Annotated in this window: 13 protein-coding genes and 2 pseudogenes; 6 read left to right on the top strand and 9 right to left on the bottom strand. The window is 52.2% G+C overall.

What is annotated here, in order from left to right:
* Nucleotides 1-128 precede the first annotated feature (128 nt).
* From LZP73_RS01370 to purM, 7 genes and pseudogenes are all read right to left on the bottom strand, one after another.
* Nucleotides 129-1,829, bottom strand: coding sequence for a M28 family metallopeptidase (locus LZP73_RS01370; RefSeq protein WP_234232701.1), 1,701 nt, complete (start codon nucleotides 1,827-1,829; stop codon nucleotides 129-131).
* A 209-nt stretch (nucleotides 1,830-2,038) separates the two neighbouring features.
* On the bottom strand, nucleotides 2,039-3,955 hold the full coding sequence (locus LZP73_RS01365) for an AAA family ATPase (protein WP_234232700.1): 1,917 nt from the start codon (nucleotides 3,953-3,955) through the stop codon (nucleotides 2,039-2,041).
* Nucleotides 3,956-4,511: 556 nt separating this feature from the next.
* Nucleotides 4,512-4,599 (bottom strand): annotated as a pseudogene (locus LZP73_RS01360) (UMP phosphatase); the annotation flags it as partial.
* A gap of 61 nt (nucleotides 4,600-4,660) precedes the next feature.
* Nucleotides 4,661-4,994: pseudogene (locus tag LZP73_RS01355) on the bottom strand (HAD hydrolase-like protein); the annotation flags it as partial.
* A gap of 192 nt (nucleotides 4,995-5,186) precedes the next feature.
* The gene (locus LZP73_RS01350) at nucleotides 5,187-5,933 is read right to left on the bottom strand and encodes an HAD-IIA family hydrolase (protein ID WP_169562993.1); all 747 of its coding nucleotides are present in this window, start codon (nucleotides 5,931-5,933) and stop codon (nucleotides 5,187-5,189) included.
* Nucleotides 5,934-6,117: 184 nt separating this feature from the next.
* A complete protein-coding gene (gene purN, locus LZP73_RS01345; protein ID WP_234232699.1) occupies nucleotides 6,118-6,762 on the bottom strand; it encodes a phosphoribosylglycinamide formyltransferase in 645 nt (214 codons plus the stop codon).
* The gene (gene purM, locus LZP73_RS01340; RefSeq protein ID WP_234232698.1) at nucleotides 6,762-7,799 is read right to left on the bottom strand and encodes a phosphoribosylformylglycinamidine cyclo-ligase; all 1,038 of its coding nucleotides are present in this window, start codon (nucleotides 7,797-7,799) and stop codon (nucleotides 6,762-6,764) included. Before purM ends, purN begins: the two co-directional genes overlap by 1 nt.
* A gap of 252 nt (nucleotides 7,800-8,051) precedes the next feature.
* On the opposite strand from purM, the gene upp reads away from it, so the two are divergent.
* From upp to LZP73_RS01325, 3 genes are all read left to right on the top strand, one after another.
* Entirely contained in the window at nucleotides 8,052-8,678 is a 627-nt protein-coding gene (upp, locus tag LZP73_RS01335) for a uracil phosphoribosyltransferase (RefSeq protein WP_169562990.1), read from the top strand.
* Nucleotides 8,679-9,455: 777 nt separating this feature from the next.
* A complete protein-coding gene (locus LZP73_RS01330; RefSeq protein WP_234232697.1) occupies nucleotides 9,456-10,799 on the top strand; it encodes a hypothetical protein in 1,344 nt (447 codons plus the stop codon).
* Nucleotides 10,800-11,162: 363 nt separating this feature from the next.
* Nucleotides 11,163-11,468: a panthothenate synthetase gene (locus tag LZP73_RS01325; protein ID WP_169562988.1), complete on the top strand. Its 306-nt coding sequence runs from the start codon at nucleotides 11,163-11,165 to the stop codon at nucleotides 11,466-11,468.
* Between the two features lie 166 nt (nucleotides 11,469-11,634).
* Here LZP73_RS01325 and LZP73_RS01320 read toward each other — a convergent pair whose 3' ends face one another.
* The gene (locus tag LZP73_RS01320; protein WP_234232696.1) at nucleotides 11,635-12,954 is read right to left on the bottom strand and encodes a Na+/H+ antiporter family protein; all 1,320 of its coding nucleotides are present in this window, start codon (nucleotides 12,952-12,954) and stop codon (nucleotides 11,635-11,637) included.
* Nucleotides 12,955-13,270: 316 nt separating this feature from the next.
* On the opposite strand from LZP73_RS01320, the gene LZP73_RS01315 reads away from it, so the two are divergent.
* Nucleotides 13,271-13,876, top strand: coding sequence for a peroxiredoxin (locus LZP73_RS01315; protein ID WP_169562986.1), 606 nt, complete (start codon nucleotides 13,271-13,273; stop codon nucleotides 13,874-13,876).
* 94 nt (nucleotides 13,877-13,970) lie between these two features.
* On the opposite strand, the gene rnt is transcribed toward LZP73_RS01315, so the two are convergent.
* Nucleotides 13,971-14,723, bottom strand: a complete 753-nt coding sequence (rnt, locus tag LZP73_RS01310) for a ribonuclease T (protein WP_234232695.1) — start codon at nucleotides 14,721-14,723, stop codon at nucleotides 13,971-13,973.
* A 142-nt stretch (nucleotides 14,724-14,865) separates the two neighbouring features.
* Here rnt and LZP73_RS01305 point away from each other — a divergent pair, with 142 nt between their 5' ends.
* Together LZP73_RS01305 and LZP73_RS01300 are read left to right on the top strand one after the other, a co-directional pair.
* Entirely contained in the window at nucleotides 14,866-15,735 is an 870-nt protein-coding gene (locus LZP73_RS01305; protein WP_169562984.1) for a flagellar protein MotY, read from the top strand.
* A 591-nt stretch (nucleotides 15,736-16,326) separates the two neighbouring features.
* The gene (locus LZP73_RS01300; RefSeq protein ID WP_442800704.1) at nucleotides 16,327-18,489 is read left to right on the top strand and encodes a prolyl oligopeptidase family serine peptidase; all 2,163 of its coding nucleotides are present in this window, start codon (nucleotides 16,327-16,329) and stop codon (nucleotides 18,487-18,489) included.
* Nucleotides 18,490-18,567: the final 78 nt, after the last annotated feature.

Here is an 18,567-nt window from a genome sequence, read left to right as displayed (position 1 = left end):
ACGGAAACCGTATTTTGCAAACAGCAGCGATTAACTGATTAAGAAATGGGCAAAAAAAAGCCCGCAGCGGCGGGCTCATGTTTAGCTTTTTGCAGTTGCTGTGCAATAAATGCGCAGTAAATGTGCAGCTAGTGTGCGGCTTGCTTGCTGGCCGGACGCAGACTGTAGAATTCGGTATCAGGGTAGTACCCTGGCCATTGGTCTGAGTCGGCGAGCTTGGCGACGGCCTGGTAGTAGACTTGCATGTCCTGCAAGGCACCGCTCAGATCCCAGTCCTCACGGTATTCATCACAGGCATTATGGTAACAACCCTTCATCTTCGCCTCCATTTGCGTCTTATAGCTGGCGGTCGCAGGGTCCAGAGGCTCGCTGCCGCCACCGGCAAAGACGGCCGGCACGCCGAACTTGGCGAAGCTGAAATGATCCGAGCGGAAGAAACCGCCGGAGGCCGGATTCTTCTCTCCCAAGGCGATACGGTTCTGTCCCTTGGCGGCCTCGACCAGATAGTCTTCCAACTCAGATTTGCCTTTGCCCACTATGGTGAAATCCCGGGTGCGACCATAGACGTTGGTGCTGTCCAGGTTCAGTACCGCCACCGTCTTGGCCAGCGGATAGATGGGGTTGGCGGCGTAGTAACGGGAGCCCAGCAGGCCCTGCTCCTCACCTGTGGTGGCGATGAAGGTGAGCGAGCGCTGCAGGCCTTGGCCTTGTTTGGCCCGTTGGGCAAACTGGCGGGCGATTTCCAGTATGCCGGCCGTGCCCGAGGCATTGTCCAGAGCACCGTTGTAGATCTTGTCGCCTTCCTTGGTCTCATCCTTGCCCAGGTGATCCCAGTGGGCGGTGAAGAGTATCTGTTCATCGGCCTGGCTGTTGCCGGGCAGGGTTGCGACCAGATTGTAACTGGTGGCGTATTGCGCCTGGTTGGCGAATGTCATGTTGGCGGTCTGCTGAAGCCCTTGGTGTATTGGGCCATCGGCGGCGTGTGCCATCAGGCTCGGCAGCGACAGGCCGGCCTTGTCGAAGATGCGATTGGCGGCATCCAGCGTCAGCCAGCCTTCGACCTGCACCCGGCTGTCGCGCTCGGCCTTGCTGAGCACCAGATCCTGCTGGGGACCGGTCCAGCTGTTCTCCACCACAGACCAAGGGTAAGAGGCCGGAGCCGTGTCGTGAATGATCAAGGCGCCGAGTGCCCCCTGGCGGCTGGCTTCCTCGAACTTATAGCTCCAGCGGCCATAATAGGTCATGGCCTTGCCGTTGAACTTGCCCGAGTCCGGGCGAGCGAAGCCTGGGTCGTTCACCAGGATCACGGCTATCTTGCCCTTCATGTCGAGCCCCTGATAGTCATTCCACTGGTACTCGGGGGCATTGACGCCATAGCCGACAAACACCAGCGGCGCATGTGCTATATCTATGCCGCCGTTATCGTGGCGACTGCTGAGCACTATGTCCTTGCGGTACTGCAATGGCAGATCCGCGATGCGGATTGTCTGCTGCTCGCTGGCGGTGTAACTCACCATGGGCACGGGTTGCAGAAAGCTGCCCCGGTAGGCACCTTGGAGTCCCATGTCAGCGAAGGCCTTCGACAGGTAGTCCAGGGTAAGCTGCTCTCCCCGGGTCGTAGGCGCGCGGCCTTCGAATGCATCCGAAGATAAGGCCTGGATGTCGCTGCGAAAGCGCGCTTCGTCAAATTCGACCAAGGTGCTGCCGGCTTGAGCCTGACTGACTCTAACTGGACTGGCTTTGTTTGGATTGGCGGGAGTGATTGCGGATTCATTCGGGCTGCAGGCGCAGAGGAGGGCGGCAGCCCACAGAGGATAAAGACATCGCATAGGTTAATCCTATTGTAATTGTTGAGGTTCGGGTTAAAACATGGCGGCTATGATGAAACACGACGCCCGTGTTTGCCAGAGTTCCTGTGTGTAAAAGTGTTAGCTTATGTTGCCTTATGCCGCTGCTTGGGACTAACGCCGGCAGCTGCGGGGGCCTTGTAGCGACGGAGAAGCGGAAAGGCGCTCCGACAGACTGCGTTTGTTAAGTTTCATTTTTGCACTTCGTACAATATTTGCTCATAAACGCGAGGAATAAAAGTCCCCTTCGTCAAATTAATCATTGACTTAGTGGCAATAGAGTATTTCAACTCACCATCTTTTCCTTTCTTACAAAAGGCATTGAGTCCTGAGTATTTTTCCTTTACCAGTACTTCAAGGGCGTGTCCATTCATGAGTAAATATTCAGAATCGGTTAACAATTTCATACCAGAAATATATTCTATCTTTGAATTTCTTTCGTTTTTTCGGCCCAAAACATTGAGAATGAAACGATCGATTGACTCTTGGAGTAGATCGCTATCTTTGAGCCAATCAGTCCAGTGAATATCGGAGCCACATATATCAATCATTTTTAAATATTCGGGCTTTTCTATATGAAGCAGCAAAAGGATACAAATTGGATCAAGCGTTATATTTTCAATTGAGTAGGCGTAATCCTGAGCTAATACATACACCTTTCCCGATGGGCTATTGGTTGTATCCCAGTCAATAATACCCCGGACATAAGGGTTTTCATTTTCAACTAAAGACTCCACTTGCCCAACGACCTGAACGCAATTTCCAATTCCATTGAGCGCCTTAATAAAGTCAGTTAGTAGTGACATGTCACCTATACCAAGAATTTGCTTAGCTTTGTCAATAATCTGTTGTTTTGGAATTTTCGGGCCAGAGCTAACAAAACTTAGCGATATTTTAGGATCTATTATGGTGGAACAATGAACGAGCCTCGAATAAATGGATTGGTACACGTCAGCATCATACTGACTCTCAACAAAAACTTGCCTACGATTTTCAGGGGTAATAGAAATCTGTGTAACACCATCCAATAAATCAGCAATTCCTTCGTCTTTGCTAACAGGAGTAATTGAATTTTCACTAACAATATAAGTACTATTTTCAGGAGATAGTGCGACAGTTGTTGGTGAATGTGTTGTTATTAAAATACGTGAATTAAAGCTTTGTGAAAATTCAGCGAGGACGCGGAACATTTTAACGACCATCTGAGGGTGCAAAAATGCATCTGGTTCATCAAGTAATAGTAACTTCGGCACTTTTACAGCCATAGGGTCATAGTATTGACTGTTGAATAAAGTTAAAGCTAGCCAAAGTAAAGTCTTTTCGCCTGATGACAATCCATTTACGCCTACAGGACGGTTATTATCTTGCTGGATTAAAGCAGCATTGTAAGAGTAGCTTAGTGAGTTTACATCAGGTTCAGTGAACTTGAATTTATTATCAAATGTTGATTCAATAATTTTATTTATAATTTTCCATGGCTCGCTCCCGAACCTTTTTAAGAATTCATCTTCATTTAGAAACGAAACATTTTCGCCTTTTACCTCTGAACGATATTTATTGTATTCATTAAGATTTTTCCTCTGGATATATTGATTACATATGCTAGATATATTTTGAAATCCAATAATACTAGGTGTATAGTCTTCAAAATGTATCTTAATCTCATCGTGAGTTAACTCACTTGCTGGCTTATTGAGGTGATGAGCTACCGATGTACATAGATAGAAAAGATATTCATAAGGTAATGAGGGCTCCTGCATTATTCCTTGGCTTCTAGCGTTGTCAGGGTTAAAAGGAGAATCAAAATCGTTTTTAACTCGATCGAACAGTTGGAGTGAGGAAGTTATTTTTGCTTGAAACTGGCTATCGTTATAATTTCCACCAAAATTTGGAGTTAACTTGTTTTGATCTACAAGCATTACCTCTTGATTTGTTATTACCTGCCCATCTAAAAGCACCGAAGACATATTTTTTTGGATACTTTCCAAAAGACGTGTTTTACCACAGCCATTTCGCCCAGTGAGAACAACTAAGCTACCATTATGAACAAATGGTTCAGACAATATAAAACCATTATGCTCAGTTTGGCCTGATACTCTTATAGACAAAGATCTCCCCCTTGAAACTTAACATTTGTATAACGCGCATGCGCTTTTATCACCGCGTGGCAGGCCGGAGGCCTTTCGGCTTCAACTAACGGAATGAAGCAGTTCATTCCGTTGCCTTGGCGGCACGTTTCGCCCAGTAGGGGCCGTGGATTTGAGCAAAATGCCATGGCTACCGCACGGGGCGAAGTGGTGTGCTTCGTCCCTGAATTTTGATTTATCTCTTTGAATCAGCATCTTGGCAGAGATAGGTATCCCTGTGCAAGGGAAAATATCTTGCAATTGATAGTGTGAATCGAAGAGAAGTCCACGCTGACACTGCGGCGCCAGTACCCTTGCCACTCTTTGGTATCCTGCACGGCACCACGGCAAGTGATTGGCTAATACCAATCTAACCGTGGCACATCAGCGAATGAGCCACTGAGGGCAAGGCTGTGAGCTGCAATGTCAAAGTGAGACTTCGGAGGAAGCATTGTTGCGCCAATGACCTTCGACGAAAGGGACTTGGTCGTAGCGCATTCAGGGACGAACTTGCTGCGTGTCATTGGTGCAACAGTGCCGCAGGCTATGAAGTGCACCCCCCTGGCGACGAAGCCCGCCGCCTTATGGATCATGCCCCAGTTGTAGGAGCGGGTCTCGCCTATGATGCTGACTGAACAGAGGCTTGATATCTGTGGTGGAATTCTGGTTCACAGTCAGACATGAGATCTACACCACATCGATATCACCGGCGCAGGCGAAGATATGATTCGGCCTGAAGGGCTCCTTGTCTATGTCTTCGAGCTTACTGACGCCGCTGGTGACCAGTATGGTTTCCAGGCCTGCCTGGAAACCGGCGAGAATGTCGGTGCGCATGTTGTCGCCTATGATGACAGTGTCTTCAGAGTGACCGTCGATATGGTTGAGTGCCGAACGTATTATCCAGGAGCTGGGTTTGCCTATGTAGAAGGGCATGCGGCCTGTGATGCGCTCGATAGGCGTACATGAATGCACACAGGGCGCCACAGGCCGGGCTGTAGCCCGGACCATGGGTATCCGGGTTTCCCCCATGATGGCAGCCTGGGGGATGTCGGGAACGGCTAACCGGCTAAAATGCAGTAACAGATGCCAGCAAAAAAAAACGGATGTGTTTAGCCGGGGTTGGCGGGGCCGGATAAGCTTCTCTGAGTCTTGGGCAGGCGGATATTCGCCCAACGGGCCTGGATAAAAGTAAAGCTTTACATCTATACCAGGTCTATACCACGTCTATATCACCGGCGCAGGCGAAGATATGATTCGGTCTGAAGGGCTCCTTGTCTATGTCTTCGAGCTTACTGACGCCGCTGGTGACCAGTATGGTTTCCAGGCCTGCCTGGAAGCCGGCGAGAATGTCGGTGCGCATGTTGTCGCCTATGATGACAGTGTCTTCAGAGTGACCGTCGATATGGTTGAGTGCCGAACGTATTATCCAGGAGCTGGGTTTGCCTATGTAGAAGGGCATGCGGCCTGTGATGCGCTCGATAGGCGCACATAGGGCGCCACAGGCCGGGCTGTAGGCCGGACCATGGGTATCCGGGTTGGTGGCGATGAAGCGGGCACCGTTGGCGACGAAACCCGCCGCCTTGTGGATCATGTCCCAATTGTAGGAGCGGGTTTCACCTATGATGACGAAATCAGGGTTGATATCTGTGATGGTAAAGCCCGCCTTATAGAGCTCGTGGGTGAGGGCGCCTTCACCTATGACAAAGGCCTTGCTGCCTTGCTGGTGTTTTAAGAAATCGGCGGTGGCCATGGCCGAGGTGTAGAAACAGGCCTCGGGCACTTCTATCCCGGCGGCGTCGAGGCGGTTCTGCAAGTCCTTGCCGGTTTGCACCGGGTAATTGGTGAGCAGCACCAGGGGATTGCCTTGTGCGAGTATCCGGTGAATAAAGGTGTCGCTGCCGGGGATCAGCTTGTTATTGTGCAGTAACACGCCATCGATATCACAGATAATATTCTTCATCTCGTCATCCCTACCAAATCCATTGAGAACCTTAATGTATCTAAAGCCAAATCCTGGCTAAACACAATCCTAAGCTGAATTATTCTTGGGCGTTGGGTGTTAACTGGTGCAATGGGAGGAAGGGGGAAAACGAGCAATAAAAAAGAGGCCCAAGGGCCTCTTTGTCTACTTTGCAGGCAGAGCCTCAGTCAGGTGCGTAGCCGCTTGGACCTATCGGCTGGTCGTCCAGGTAGGCGACACCGTCTTGCATCCGCAGCCGGCCTTGGCTGAACCATTTAACCACCAAAGGATAGATGGCGTGTTCCTGTTCATGTACCCGCTCGGCGAGGAGCTCGACACTGTCACCTTCATAGACGGGCACCTTGGCCTGCAGGATCACAGGGCCGGCATCCAGCTCGGGGGTGACAAAGTGCACACTGGCGCCGTGTTCGCTGTCGCCGGCATTGATGGCTCTCTGGTGGGTATCCAGGCCCATGTACTTGGGCAACAGGGACGGATGTATGTTGATCATCCGCCCCTGATAGCGGGTGACCAAGTCTGCGCTCAGGATGCGCATGAAACCAGCCAGCACTATCAGATCCGGCCGATAATCATCTATGACGGCGCTCAGGCGGGCGTCATATTCGGCACGGCTCTCGCCCTTGGCGGCTATCACGCAACTGGTATCGACCTCGCTGTGATGGGCGCGCACCAGGCCATAGGCATCCGGCTTATTGCTGATGACACCAACGACGTCGGCCAGCAGGTTATCGTCACAGGCATCGAGAATCGCCTGCAGATTACTGCCATTGCCGGAGATCAATACCACAACGCGACAGCTGTTCGGCATTAGATGATCTCCACTTGCTCTTCGTCACCATTGCGGGCGGCAATGCTGCCTATGAGCCAGGCCTGCTCGCCTTCGGCGGCCAGCAACGCCAATGCGGCTTCGACCTTATCGGCTGGCAGGGCGACGACCATGCCGGCACCACAGTTGAAGGTGCGGTACATTTCGTACTCGGCTATGTTGCCGTTCTGCATCAACCAGTCGAATACCGCAGGCCACTGCCATGAATCGCCTTGGATAACGGCCTTGCACTGTTCCGGTAATACCCTTGGGATATTCTCCCAGAAACCGCCGCCGGTGATATGCACCATGGCATGAACGTCAGAGGCTTCAATCAGTTTCAATAAGGATTTCACGTAAATCTTGGTCGGTTCCAACAGGTGTTCGATCAATGGCTTGCCATTGAGATCTTGCTGCGGATCCGCCTGGCTCACTTCCAATACCTTGCGGATCAAAGAATAACCGTTGGAGTGAGGACCACTGGAGGCCAGGGCGATAAGGGCATCGCCGGCGGCGACTTTGGTGCCGTCTATGATATCGGCTTTTTCGACCACGCCGACGCAGAAACCGGCCAAATCGTAATCTTCGCCTTCATACATGCCAGGCATCTCGGCAGTCTCACCACCGACCAAGGCACAACCGGATTGGAAGCAACCCTCGCCTATGCCGTTGACCACGGAAGTCGCGGTGGCGACATCCAGCTTGCCGGTGGCGTAGTAGTCGAGGAAGAATAAGGGTTCGGCGCCCTGAACTATCAGGTCGTTGACACACATGGCGACCAGGTCGATACCGACTGTGTCATGTTTCTTATAGTCAATTGCCAGTCGTAGTTTAGTACCAACGCCGTCGGTACCTGATACCAGCACTGGGTGCTTGTATTTAGTAGGTAACTCACAGAGTGCACCAAAACCACCCAGGTTGCCCATGACTTCCGGGCGGCGGGTACGTTTTACTGCGGCTTTGATGTTACTTACCAGCGCATTGCCTGCATCTATATCAACGCCGGCATCTTTATAGCTCAGTGGGGTAGGAGTGCTCACGGAGGATCCTCTCGGGTACATCGTTATTGGATTTTATGCGGCGGTATTCTACCAGTTTGTACTGGGGCTCGGAAGCCATGATTTGGATTTATCCTGCTCGGGCCGGCATTTTTGGTGTTACATTTAAGCAATTGATGCGACTGAGTTCACGATTGGCCTGATAAGTAAAACTTTCTGTTTTATGGCGTGAACAAATCGACTAAGATCGTCAAAATTTGCCTAAAATATATCGAACGAAAGCAGGAGAGAGAAATGAAAGTTGTCGAGGTTAAGCATCCCTTAGTGCGCCATAAGATAGGTCTCATGCGTGAGGGTGACATCAGCACCAAACGTTTTCGCGAATTGGCCGCCGAAGTCGGCAGCCTGTTGACCTATGAAGCGACTGCCGACTTCGAAACCGAGACTGTCACCATAGAAGGCTGGAATGGCCCTGTGGCAGTGGATCAGATTAAAGGTAAGAAAGTCACAGTAGTGCCCATACTGCGTGCCGGCCTCGGCATGATGGATGGCGTGCTGGAACACATTCCCAGCGCCCGCATCTCTGTGGTTGGCGTCTATCGCGACGAAGAGACCCTGGAGCCTGTGCCCTATTTCGAGAAGCTGGCCAGCGATCTCAATGAGCGTATCGCCCTGGTGGTTGACCCTATGCTGGCGACCGGCGGTTCCATGATAGCCACTGTCGATCTGCTGAAGAAGCGTGGTTGCACGTCGATCAAAGCCCTGGTATTGGTGGCGGCGCCGGAAGGCATTGCCGCGCTGGAAAAGGCTCATCCGGATATCGAACTCTATACTGCCGCCATCGACAGATGCCTCAACGACAAGGGCTACATCCTGCCCGGCTTGGGTGATGCCGGCGACAAGATCTTCGGCACCAAGTAGTTTGTACCGAGCCATTCGGTACTGTACAGATATAAGAAAGGGAGCTTAGGCTCCCTTTCTTATATCTGGGTAAATGTTTTCTACAGCCCAGGTTGATTCTCATTCGTCGCCATACAGAGCCTTCATTGTCTTAAACCTTCTCCGGCGTTTTTGATGCCTTTATTCCAACTTATTAGGTCATCTGAACGCTACAGGCATGAATAGGCAGAGCAGGGGCCAAGACAAGTCCATTATTTATTCCCCTTAGGCATAGCTTGTATAATCCATGATTCTGAATGCTATTTAATTCATATCTTTAACATTGTATTAAAGATAAAAAGTCATTATAGTCAGCGCTCTACGCTATTGATGCGTAAATGCACATCCAAATGATGATCGAATACGGCTTTTTGTTGTGAAGTTGTTGGATTTTCGGCGCGGCATAATCCGCCACCGGAAAAATGTGTTGCAGCCGTAAAAGCATCGCATGGCAATCTACAGCTAACTTAAGCGGGCCGTCATAAAGATAATTCGTCATTGTCAGCCTATGGTCGTTGAAGGCTGATGATTATTGGCAACAGATATCATAAAACCCAGATAGCCATTTAGAATGGAGAAAGAGAAGTAATGATCAAGGATAGAAAGAAGCTGTATTTGGCTTGCATTATTGCAAGCAGCTTGTTGAGCGGTTGCGGCGGTTCGGGTGACTCGGGCACGACAGAGGCCCCTGCACCTGTTACACCCCCGCCGGTAACGCCACCTGTTACACCACCACCTGTTACCCCACCCGAGCCTGTCATGACTAACATAGGGGGTAAGGTGATCGATGGCTATGTCTCGGGCGCGACCGTTTGGCTGGACATCAATGGCAACGGTGTATTCGATGAGTCTGAGCCCAAAACGATTTCGGAAGCCGGTGGTGATTACAACCTGGAACTGTCGGAGGAGCTGAAAGAATGCATCTCTTACAGCAACCTCTACGTCGATGTGCCGGTCGGCGCACTGGATGAGGACACAGGCCTGGTTACCGAAGCCTATCAGATGATGTTGCCTGCGCGCCTGTCGCCACTGACAGATGAGGCCATTTTCAACATATCGCCGCTGACGACTGTGCTGGCGGATGTGATTAAGGCAGACTTGGCCAAGGAGAACAGCAACGCTGTATCTTGCAGCGCGCTGAAGGAAAATACTGAGCTAAGAAATAGCATTCAGTCCAAGTTGGATGAGGCCATCAGAAACCTAGTCGCCCATTATAATATTGCGGCCGATACCATCTTCGCGGATTTTATCCATGCCGAAGATGATGTCACCAAGCAATTGGCACTGAACATAGTCAAGGGGCTGAAGGCAAGTTATACCTTCATGACGACGGCCAAGGCCAAGTATCCTGACGCCAGCTATATCCGGGTGGAGTATTTCCAGGGCAGCGAATCGGACAGCAACAACGCCTACCCGGATGCCTGGTACCGTCAAACGGCAGCCTGGTTACCCGATGGCTTCGCGAGCGAACTGGTGAAGATGTCAGACGACCTGAGCCAGGAAGTCAGGCCCATCTATCTGCGCAAAGTTATTGATAAAGCCTGGGGTACCGGCAAGCTGAGTATTACCCATGATATCGCCAGCCAAGGCGGCGATGACAGTCCCTACACTTGCTCGAGCAGTGAAGCTGTATCGGTAACCAAAGATGGTGTCAATTATAAGCTCGACAATGGTTCGTCCGGCGGTCAGGCGGATACCATGGAAGATTGTGTGAATGACGGCCTTGTGCGCGATCCAAGAAGATATTTCTACGTCGACTATCAGGCACAGGGCATTGGCTACGATGCGCGCTTTGATGTCGGTGAGGCGCAGAGCGATTACTACGCCTTGCCGGACTGGACTCAACTTGAAGATAAGGCGCAACCACTCGATTTCAGCGAGTTGATCGCGCATTTCGAAACCTTGGAGTATAAGTTCGATACCCCTGTGGATAACTCCAGGTATGAAGCCTGGTCCAAGCGTTCGACCGATGATAGCCATGGAAACCGGGTCCAAATAGATAAATCTTCTACCGGTCAGTGGGAGCGCCTGAGTTATCATGATGACGGCACCTACCTCAAAGAGTGCAGTCAGGACGGCGTGACTTGGGGGACTTGTTCTTAGGTCCTAAACCTGAAGCTGTGAGACTCACCTAAATTAACCAGCGCCATATCCCAATTGGAATATGGCGCTTTCATTTTTAGAATCCTTGTATTTTCTTATCCTACCTATTTCCTCCTATCTGTTTCCTCTTGAGCCGGTAGCGGCCCAATAGCCGATGCCTGCTTAGCGTCCTTAGCGTCCTTAGCGTCTCCACCTAAGCTTCATCGTCTGTGGTTTGTCAGCTCCTGTGTCTTGCGGGGATTAGTCAGAAATCCGGGGAAGGCGTTTTTGCTGGATTATACTTTGATCTGGCGATGCCTATCGCCTGGGTTACTTACCTGTGTATCTATCCGCCAACCAACACAATAAACCTAGGATAAGCTGATGAAGACCATCATAAATTTTGAATTCCCGCTCGAACCTTTCAATACCTTGGTGCGTGAAGGCACCGCAGACGAGGTCATGAAATCTATCCTGGATGATATCAAGCCCGAGGCTGTGTACTTTTATGCCCCAAACGGTTGCCGGGGCGGCACCCTGGTTGTCGATCTCAAGGAAGCGGCTCAGATCCCTGCCATAGCCGAACCTTTGTTCCTCAAATTCAACGCCAAGTGTGAATTCCACACAGCCATGACGCCGGAGGACATGGCGATGGCGGGGCTGGAGGGGCTCGGAAAACGCTGGGGCTAGCGGCGTAGCTGATAGCCTGTCAGGCATACGAAGGCTCCCGAGGCTGCTTCGTATGCCTTACGTTGATTTTATTCTCTCGGTCGCTTGATAACAGCACTCGTGCTGCAGCATCGAGCTGAAGCCCCGAAAGCACCTAAGTTAAAGCATTTAGGCCAAAGCGTTTGAGTTATAAAACCATGGCCGCTATCCAGCCGAATACCAACAGCGGGATGTTGTAGTGGATGAAGGTGGGGATCACGCTGTCGCGTATATGGTCGTGCTGACCGTCGGCATTGAGTCCTGCGGTGGGGCCCAAGGTAGAATCCGACGCGGGTGAGCCGGCGTCCCCCAGTGCGGCGGCCGTGCCGACCAGGGCTATGGTCGCCGGCACAGAGAAGCCGAAACTCAGCGCCAGTGGTACATAGATGGTGGCTATGATGGGGATGGTGGAGAAGGATGAGCCTATGCCCATGGTGATCAGCAGCCCGACCAGCAGCATCAGAAAGGCCGCCAGCGCCTTGTTGTCGCCTATGAGCTCGCCAAGGGAGGTCACCAGGCTGGCAACCTGGCCCGTGTCTTTGACTACCGCGGCGAAGCCGGCGGCGGCGATCATGATGAAACCTATGTTGGCCATCATACGCACCCCCTGATTGAAGATATCTTCGCCGGCCACATGTTTGAGGGCGCCACCGAGACTGAAGATCATGAAGCCGACCAGGGCGCCGAAGATCATCGAATCTGTCTCCAGCTGCACCACCAAGGTGGCCACTATGGCGACGCCGGCTATGATGAGGTTGCGCCGGTTCAGGCTCTCCTCTGGTTCGGCACTGAGGATCTTTTCCTCATCGTAACTGCGTGGCGCTCTGTAACTGATAAATACTGCGATGAGCAGGCCGACCAACATGCCGAGGGCGGGGATCAACATGGCCTGCGGCACCTGCTCGCTGACGGCGTTGAGGCCATTGGTGTTGAGGTTGGCCAGCAGTATGTCGTTGAGGAAGATGCCGCCGAAACCGACCGGCAACACCATGTAAGTGGTCACCAGACCGAAGGTGAGCACACAGGCCACCAGGCGTCTGTCCAGGTTGAGCTTGGACATCACATGCAGCAGCGGCGGGATCAGTATGGGGATGAAGGCGATGTGGATAGGCAAAACGTTCTGCGATGCCACCGCCATCGCCAGCAATGCCAGCAACAGCAGATAACGTACCGCTCGGTTGCCGGCGGCATCGGGGGCGCGGCCCAAACGGCGGATGATGGCGTTGGAGATCAGGGTTGTCAGGCCTGAGTGCGACAGGGCCACGGCAAAGGCACCGAGCAGGGCGTAACTCAGGGCGATCTGCGCGCCGCCGCCCAGGCCCAGGTTGAAGGCGTCGATCGTTTGATGCAGGGATAGGCCTCCAATCAGACCGGCCACCAGGGCGCTGACGGTCAGGGCGATAACCACATTGACCCTGGCGATACTGAGGGCGAGCATTAAACAGACGGCAATCACGACGGCATTCATAAGCAAATTCTTATTCTATTTCACGAGGGCGCTATTCTTGCCGTTAATGCGGTTGCTTGTCCAGTTTGCCGGCGCAAGTGACGGAAAAAGTCCCTGGATAGGGTCGGCATCCGTCCATGGGGATGCAGATCATTTTATAGCACTTTAATTTGTGTGGTCTTGTTGGCGCTTCCTTGGCCAGCCGGTGCGGGAATGGCTTGAAAATAACGATATTAATCCTAAATAGGTTGTAAGGCTTAACACACCACTTATAATGCGTTGAGACTTCGAAGGCTAATGTCTTATCCTTAGTTCAATTCATAGATGGAGATATAAAATGAGCGTATTAGTAGGCCGTCAGGCACCTGATTTCAATGCAGCAGCGGTACTGGGTTCTGGCGAAATCGTCGACAGCTTCAACCTGTCTGCAGCGATCAAGGGAAAAACTGCGGTAGTCTTTTTCTATCCACTGGACTTCACTTTTGTTTGTCCATCAGAGTTGATTGCATTCGATCACCGCATGGAAGAGTTCACCAAGCGTGGTGTTGAAGTGATAGGTGTGTCTATCGATTCTCAGTTCACCCACAACGCATGGCGCAACACGCCGGTAGAGAAAGGCGGTATCGGCCAAGTTAAGTACACTCTGGTTGCCGACGTTAAGCATGAGATCTGCAAGGCATACGATGTTGAGCATCCAGAAGCAGGTGTGGCCTTCCGTGGTTCATTCCTGATCGACAAAGAAGGCATGGTTCGTCACCAAGTGGTTAACGATCTGCCACTGGGCCGTAACGTCGACGAAATGCTGCGTATGATAGATGCACTGCAATTCCACGAAGAGCACGGTGATGTTTGCCCTGCCGGTTGGGAAAAAGGCGACAAAGGCATGAGCGCTAATCCAGAAGGCGTTGCCGCTTACCTGGCTGAGAATGCTGCCGAGCTGTAAGTCGAGATTGCATAAAAAAAGCTGCCTCGGCAGCTTTTTTTATGGGCGCTTCATGGGAACTTTCCCATGAGAGCTTAGGCCTGGCGCTCAGGCGTTAGCTCGTTGTTTCAGAATTGACCCGTGTCTCTGAACCGGCGGTTTCCACCTCCTCGGCGCGCTCAGCCGCCTTGTCCGCCGTGCGGGTGGCCTTCTCATCCGAGTCGTCGGTACTCTCCACCGGCATGGGCCAGCCACCGAGCGCTTTCCAGCGATTGACTATGTAACAGAACAGCTCGGCGGTTCTTTCCGTATCGTATAGTGCCGAGTGGGCTTCGCTGTTGTTGAAGTCTATGCCGGCCATCTTGCATGCCTTAGCCAGAACCGTGTGGCCTATGGCGAGCCCTGCCAGGGTAGCTGTGTCGAAGGTGGCGAAGGGGTGGAAGGGCGAGCGTTTCAACTCACAGCGTTCTATGGCCTTGCTGACGAAGCCATGATCGAAGGCGGCATTGTGGGCCACTATGATGCTGCGATGGCAATCGGCGGCTTTTTGCGCCTTCTTGACCTGCTTGAAGATCTCTAAAAATGCCACTTTCTCGCTGACGGCGCCGCGCAAGGGGTTGGTGGGATCTATGCCGTTGAAGGCCAATGCCTCCGGTTCCAGGTTGGCGCCCTCGAAGGGCTCGATATGAAAGTGCAAGGTCTTGTCTATGGCAAGCACACCCTCATCGTCCATCTTCAGCATGGTGACAGCAATTTCCAGCAACGCATCGGTTTGAGAGTTGAAGCCTGCAGTTTCTACATCTATGACGACAGGAAAATAACCCCGAAATCTGTGTTTCATTTTGTTGGCGTCGCAAATATTGCTCATTAAAATACCCGAAAGAATTAGCAAGCGGCTATTATGCGCAAACTCCTTCCGGGTGTCATGTGCGATTGCGCGTTTAGTAGGCTAAAGGAATGAAAAAGATTGCCGATATAGCTTTGTGACCGATTTATTGAGAGTACTGCGTATGTGGCGAAAAGTATTACTGGTCTCGGCTCTATGCTTGCCGTTAACGGCGACGGCCGAGTTGAGACATTATGTGGCTTCCCTGGGGGAGTCCCAGTGGCGTATGAGCCAGAGTTCGCCCATTGCCTGCCGTCTGGAACATAATATTCCCGCCTACGGCAAGGCGGTATTCAGCAGTAGAGCCAGTAAAAACCTCGAGCTGAACTTCACCCTGGACATGTGGGTCAAACCCGATGCCGTTACCCGGGCGACGCTGATGAGCCGCGCCCCCAGTTGGCGCCCGGGAGTCGAGTCCAAAGAGATCACCCAACTCAAGTACCAGAGGTACTTCAATGGCGAGGTGCCCAAGAAGGCGGCCTGGTCCATGTTGGCCGAGCTGGAGCGGGGCATGGAGCCGACGTTCTACTATGCCGATTGGCATAATGAGGCCAACAAGATTGCCGTTGGCCTGTCGGCCGCCAATTTTGGCCGTACCTACCGTGAGTTCAAGTCCTGTCTGGCGAGCCTGTTACCCTACAGTTTCGATGATATCGCCTTTACCGTGCTCAACTACGAGGCGGGCGGTACCGAGCTGACGCCTTTCTCCAAACAACAGTTGTCGCGGGTGCAGGAGTATTTATCCTATGATCCCCAGGTGGAACTCGTCCTGGTCGATGCCTATACCGACAGCTTCGGCGGCCGCTCGGTGAACCAGAGAGTCTCGGAGGAAAGGGCACAGACGGTGAAAGGCTATTTCGTTGCCAAGGGCATTCCCCAGGAGCGGATCCACACGGAAGGGCATGGTGAACGCCGTCACGTCGCGTCCAATGGCGAAATTGATGAGCGCGCCCGCAACCGCAGAGTGGTGGTACGCATCAGCAAGCCTATGTGAGGCTGACTCGGGGCGCCCGCGACGACACACTGTGGCAGACACTTGACCCGGCATTCAATGATGGTGCCGGGTTTTTATTTGGTCGGCATAGGGTAAATTGGCTGGCAAAAAAAAAGCCCGCTTAGATAAGCGGGCCGCAAAAATATTGCATTGCAATCAACAAATTGAAGGAAGGAAGTCAAGCACAAGAACCAGGGAACACCTTGAGGTGATGGGATCACACCAAGGTTAAAGTTCTTTGTTTTCACCGTCTGCAAGCAGAGGTTTCTGAAAACAAGCTCATTCTAGTGTCTGGCAACGACAGAGACAAACTAGAAAAATTACCCTTTAGAATTAGTAAAACTAATCCATTGAGCCTAGCATTTCAGGCTGCAACGCCTGGTTTGACTGGTTATTGTCTAGTTAAGCATATTTTAAGCATAAAAATACACTTTATAAAATTCATGGTTGTTAGTCCTTTATTGCAAAATTGCTTAGATTAAGGCCTAAACAAATGTTTTTTGTGTTATTGCCTTGATTTTGTTTACTTGTATAGTATTCACCGACAAGCGGTATCGGCCAAAATAACGAAAAGGACAAGGCAATATGATAATGACAGGCACTATGGTCAAGCGAGGCTTGCTGACCCTGGGCTTAGGGCTCGTTCTGGCGGGATGTCAGGCGGGGCCCCAAGAGACACAAGATGCGGTAAAACAGTCACAGTACCCACAAGTGCGGCATTCTGAATTGGTGGAGACGCTTCACGGGGTGGCTGTCGCGGATCCCTATCGTCACCTGGAAGAAAATACCCAGGAGACGGATGCCTGGGTTAAAGCCCAGCAAGCCTTGGGTCGGGCCTATCTGGCCAAGATCCCCGGCAAACAAGCTGTGGTCGAACGCATCACCCAGTTATGGAACTATGAAAAAGTCTCGGCGCCGTTCGAACAGGGCAAACGCAGCTTCTATTACCGTAACGACGGCCTGCAGGCGCAATCTGTCTTGTATGTCAAAGGCGCGGATGGCGTGGAACATCAGTTGCTGGATCCTAATGCCTTGTCTGCCGACGGCACAGTGGCGCTGTCGGGCGTCTCCGTCAGCAACGATGGCAAGATATTGGCCTATGGGGTATCGGCCTCGGGTTCGGATTGGCAGCAATGGCATTTCACCGATATCGACACAGGCAAGCCGCTCAGGGATGAGTTGCAGTGGATCAAATTTTCCAGTGCCGTCTGGGATCATGACAACCAGGGGGTCTTCTATGCCAGATACGATGCCCCGGCAGGGGGGGACTTGCTGGCCGATGTCAACTTCAACCAGAAGGTCTATTACCATAAGTTAGGCACGCCACAAGCGCAGGACAGGCTCGTTTATGAACGTCCACAGAATAAAGACTGGGGCTTCGGCATAGAAGTGTCCGAGCAGGGCGACTACCTGCTGTTGTCTGTTTCCCAGGGCACGGACAGCAGCAACCGTTTCTTCTACCGCTCACTGACCCAAGCCAATTCCCCCGTGGTGGAGCTGATCGGCGATCTCGAAGCCGAGTATCAGTTTCTGGGCAACGACAAGACGGTATTTTATTTCAAGACCAACCTGGCGGCACCCAACGGCAAGATCATCGCCATCGACACCCGCAGGCCAGCTAAGGCCAATTGGCTGACACTGGTCCCAGAGTCGGAAGATCCCATCAGCTCAGTTGCCTTGATCAACGATCATCTGGTCGTCAGCTACCTGCATGATGTGCTGGGCAAGCTGAGCATCTACAGCATGGGCGGCGTGAAACGTCAGGATGTGACGCTGCCGGGCAAGGGGAAGATCGCCGGCCCCTACGGCAAGCGCAGCAAAGACTATTTCTACTATGTCTTCAACAGCTATGTGCAACCGGAAACCACCTACAGGTTCGACTTCAAGACGGGGGAGTCCAGCCTCTATGCCAAACCCAAGGTCGTCTTCAACCCGGATGACTATGTGTCTGAGCAGGTGTTCTACACCAGCAAGGACGGCACCCGGGTGCCCATGATGCTGTCATACAAGAAGGGCATGGTGCGCGATGGCAATAATCCCACCTTGTTGTACGCCTATGGTGGCTTCGGGATCTCCATCACCCCACGCTTCAGTCCGGCCAACATAGCCTGGCTGGACATGGGCGGTATCTATGCCGTGCCCAGTCTGAGGGGCGGCGCCGAATACGGTGAGGATTGGCACCAGGCGGGGATGTTCGATAAGAAGCAAAACGTGTTCGACGACTATTTTGCCGCCGCCGAGTACCTGATAGCAGAAAAATACACCAACAGCACTAAGCTGGGGGCCTATGGCCGCAGCAATGGCGGCCTCTTGATGGGGGCGGCCGTGACTCAAAGACCCGAGTTGTTTGCCGCAGTGCTGCCCGCCGTCGGGGTGCTGGATATGCTGAGATTCCACAAGTTCACCATAGGCTGGGCCTGGACCAGCGAATATGGCAGTGCCGACAATGCCGAGCAGTTCCCGGCCTTGCTGGCCTATTCGCCTTATCACAACATCAAGCCGCGCCACTATCCGGCGACCATGGTGATGACGGCGGATCATGACGATCGTGTGGTGCCTCTGCATAGCTTCAAGTTTGCGGCCCTGCTGCAGCAACAACAAAGGGGTGAGGCACCCGTCATCATGCGTATCGAATCCAACGCAGGTCATGGCGCGGGCAAGCCAACGGCGATGAAGATAGATGAGTTTGCCGATATCTACAGTTTCCTGTGGCATAACTTTCAACTGGCATTGCCCGAAAGTCTGGTTCAGTAGCGATACAGCTAGGCTTTTATAAGCTAATGAAGGGGCCAGGGGCCCCTTTATTTTTGGGCTTAGGGGGCTGTTAAAGTT

Origin of the sequence: Shewanella sp. AS16, assembly GCF_021412365.1 — a bacterium.
GTDB classification, from domain to species: Bacteria; Pseudomonadota; Gammaproteobacteria; order Enterobacterales; family Shewanellaceae; genus Shewanella; species Shewanella salipaludis.
The sequence above is the reverse complement of the archived record's forward strand: the minus strand, read 5'-3'. Positions and strand labels throughout refer to the sequence as shown.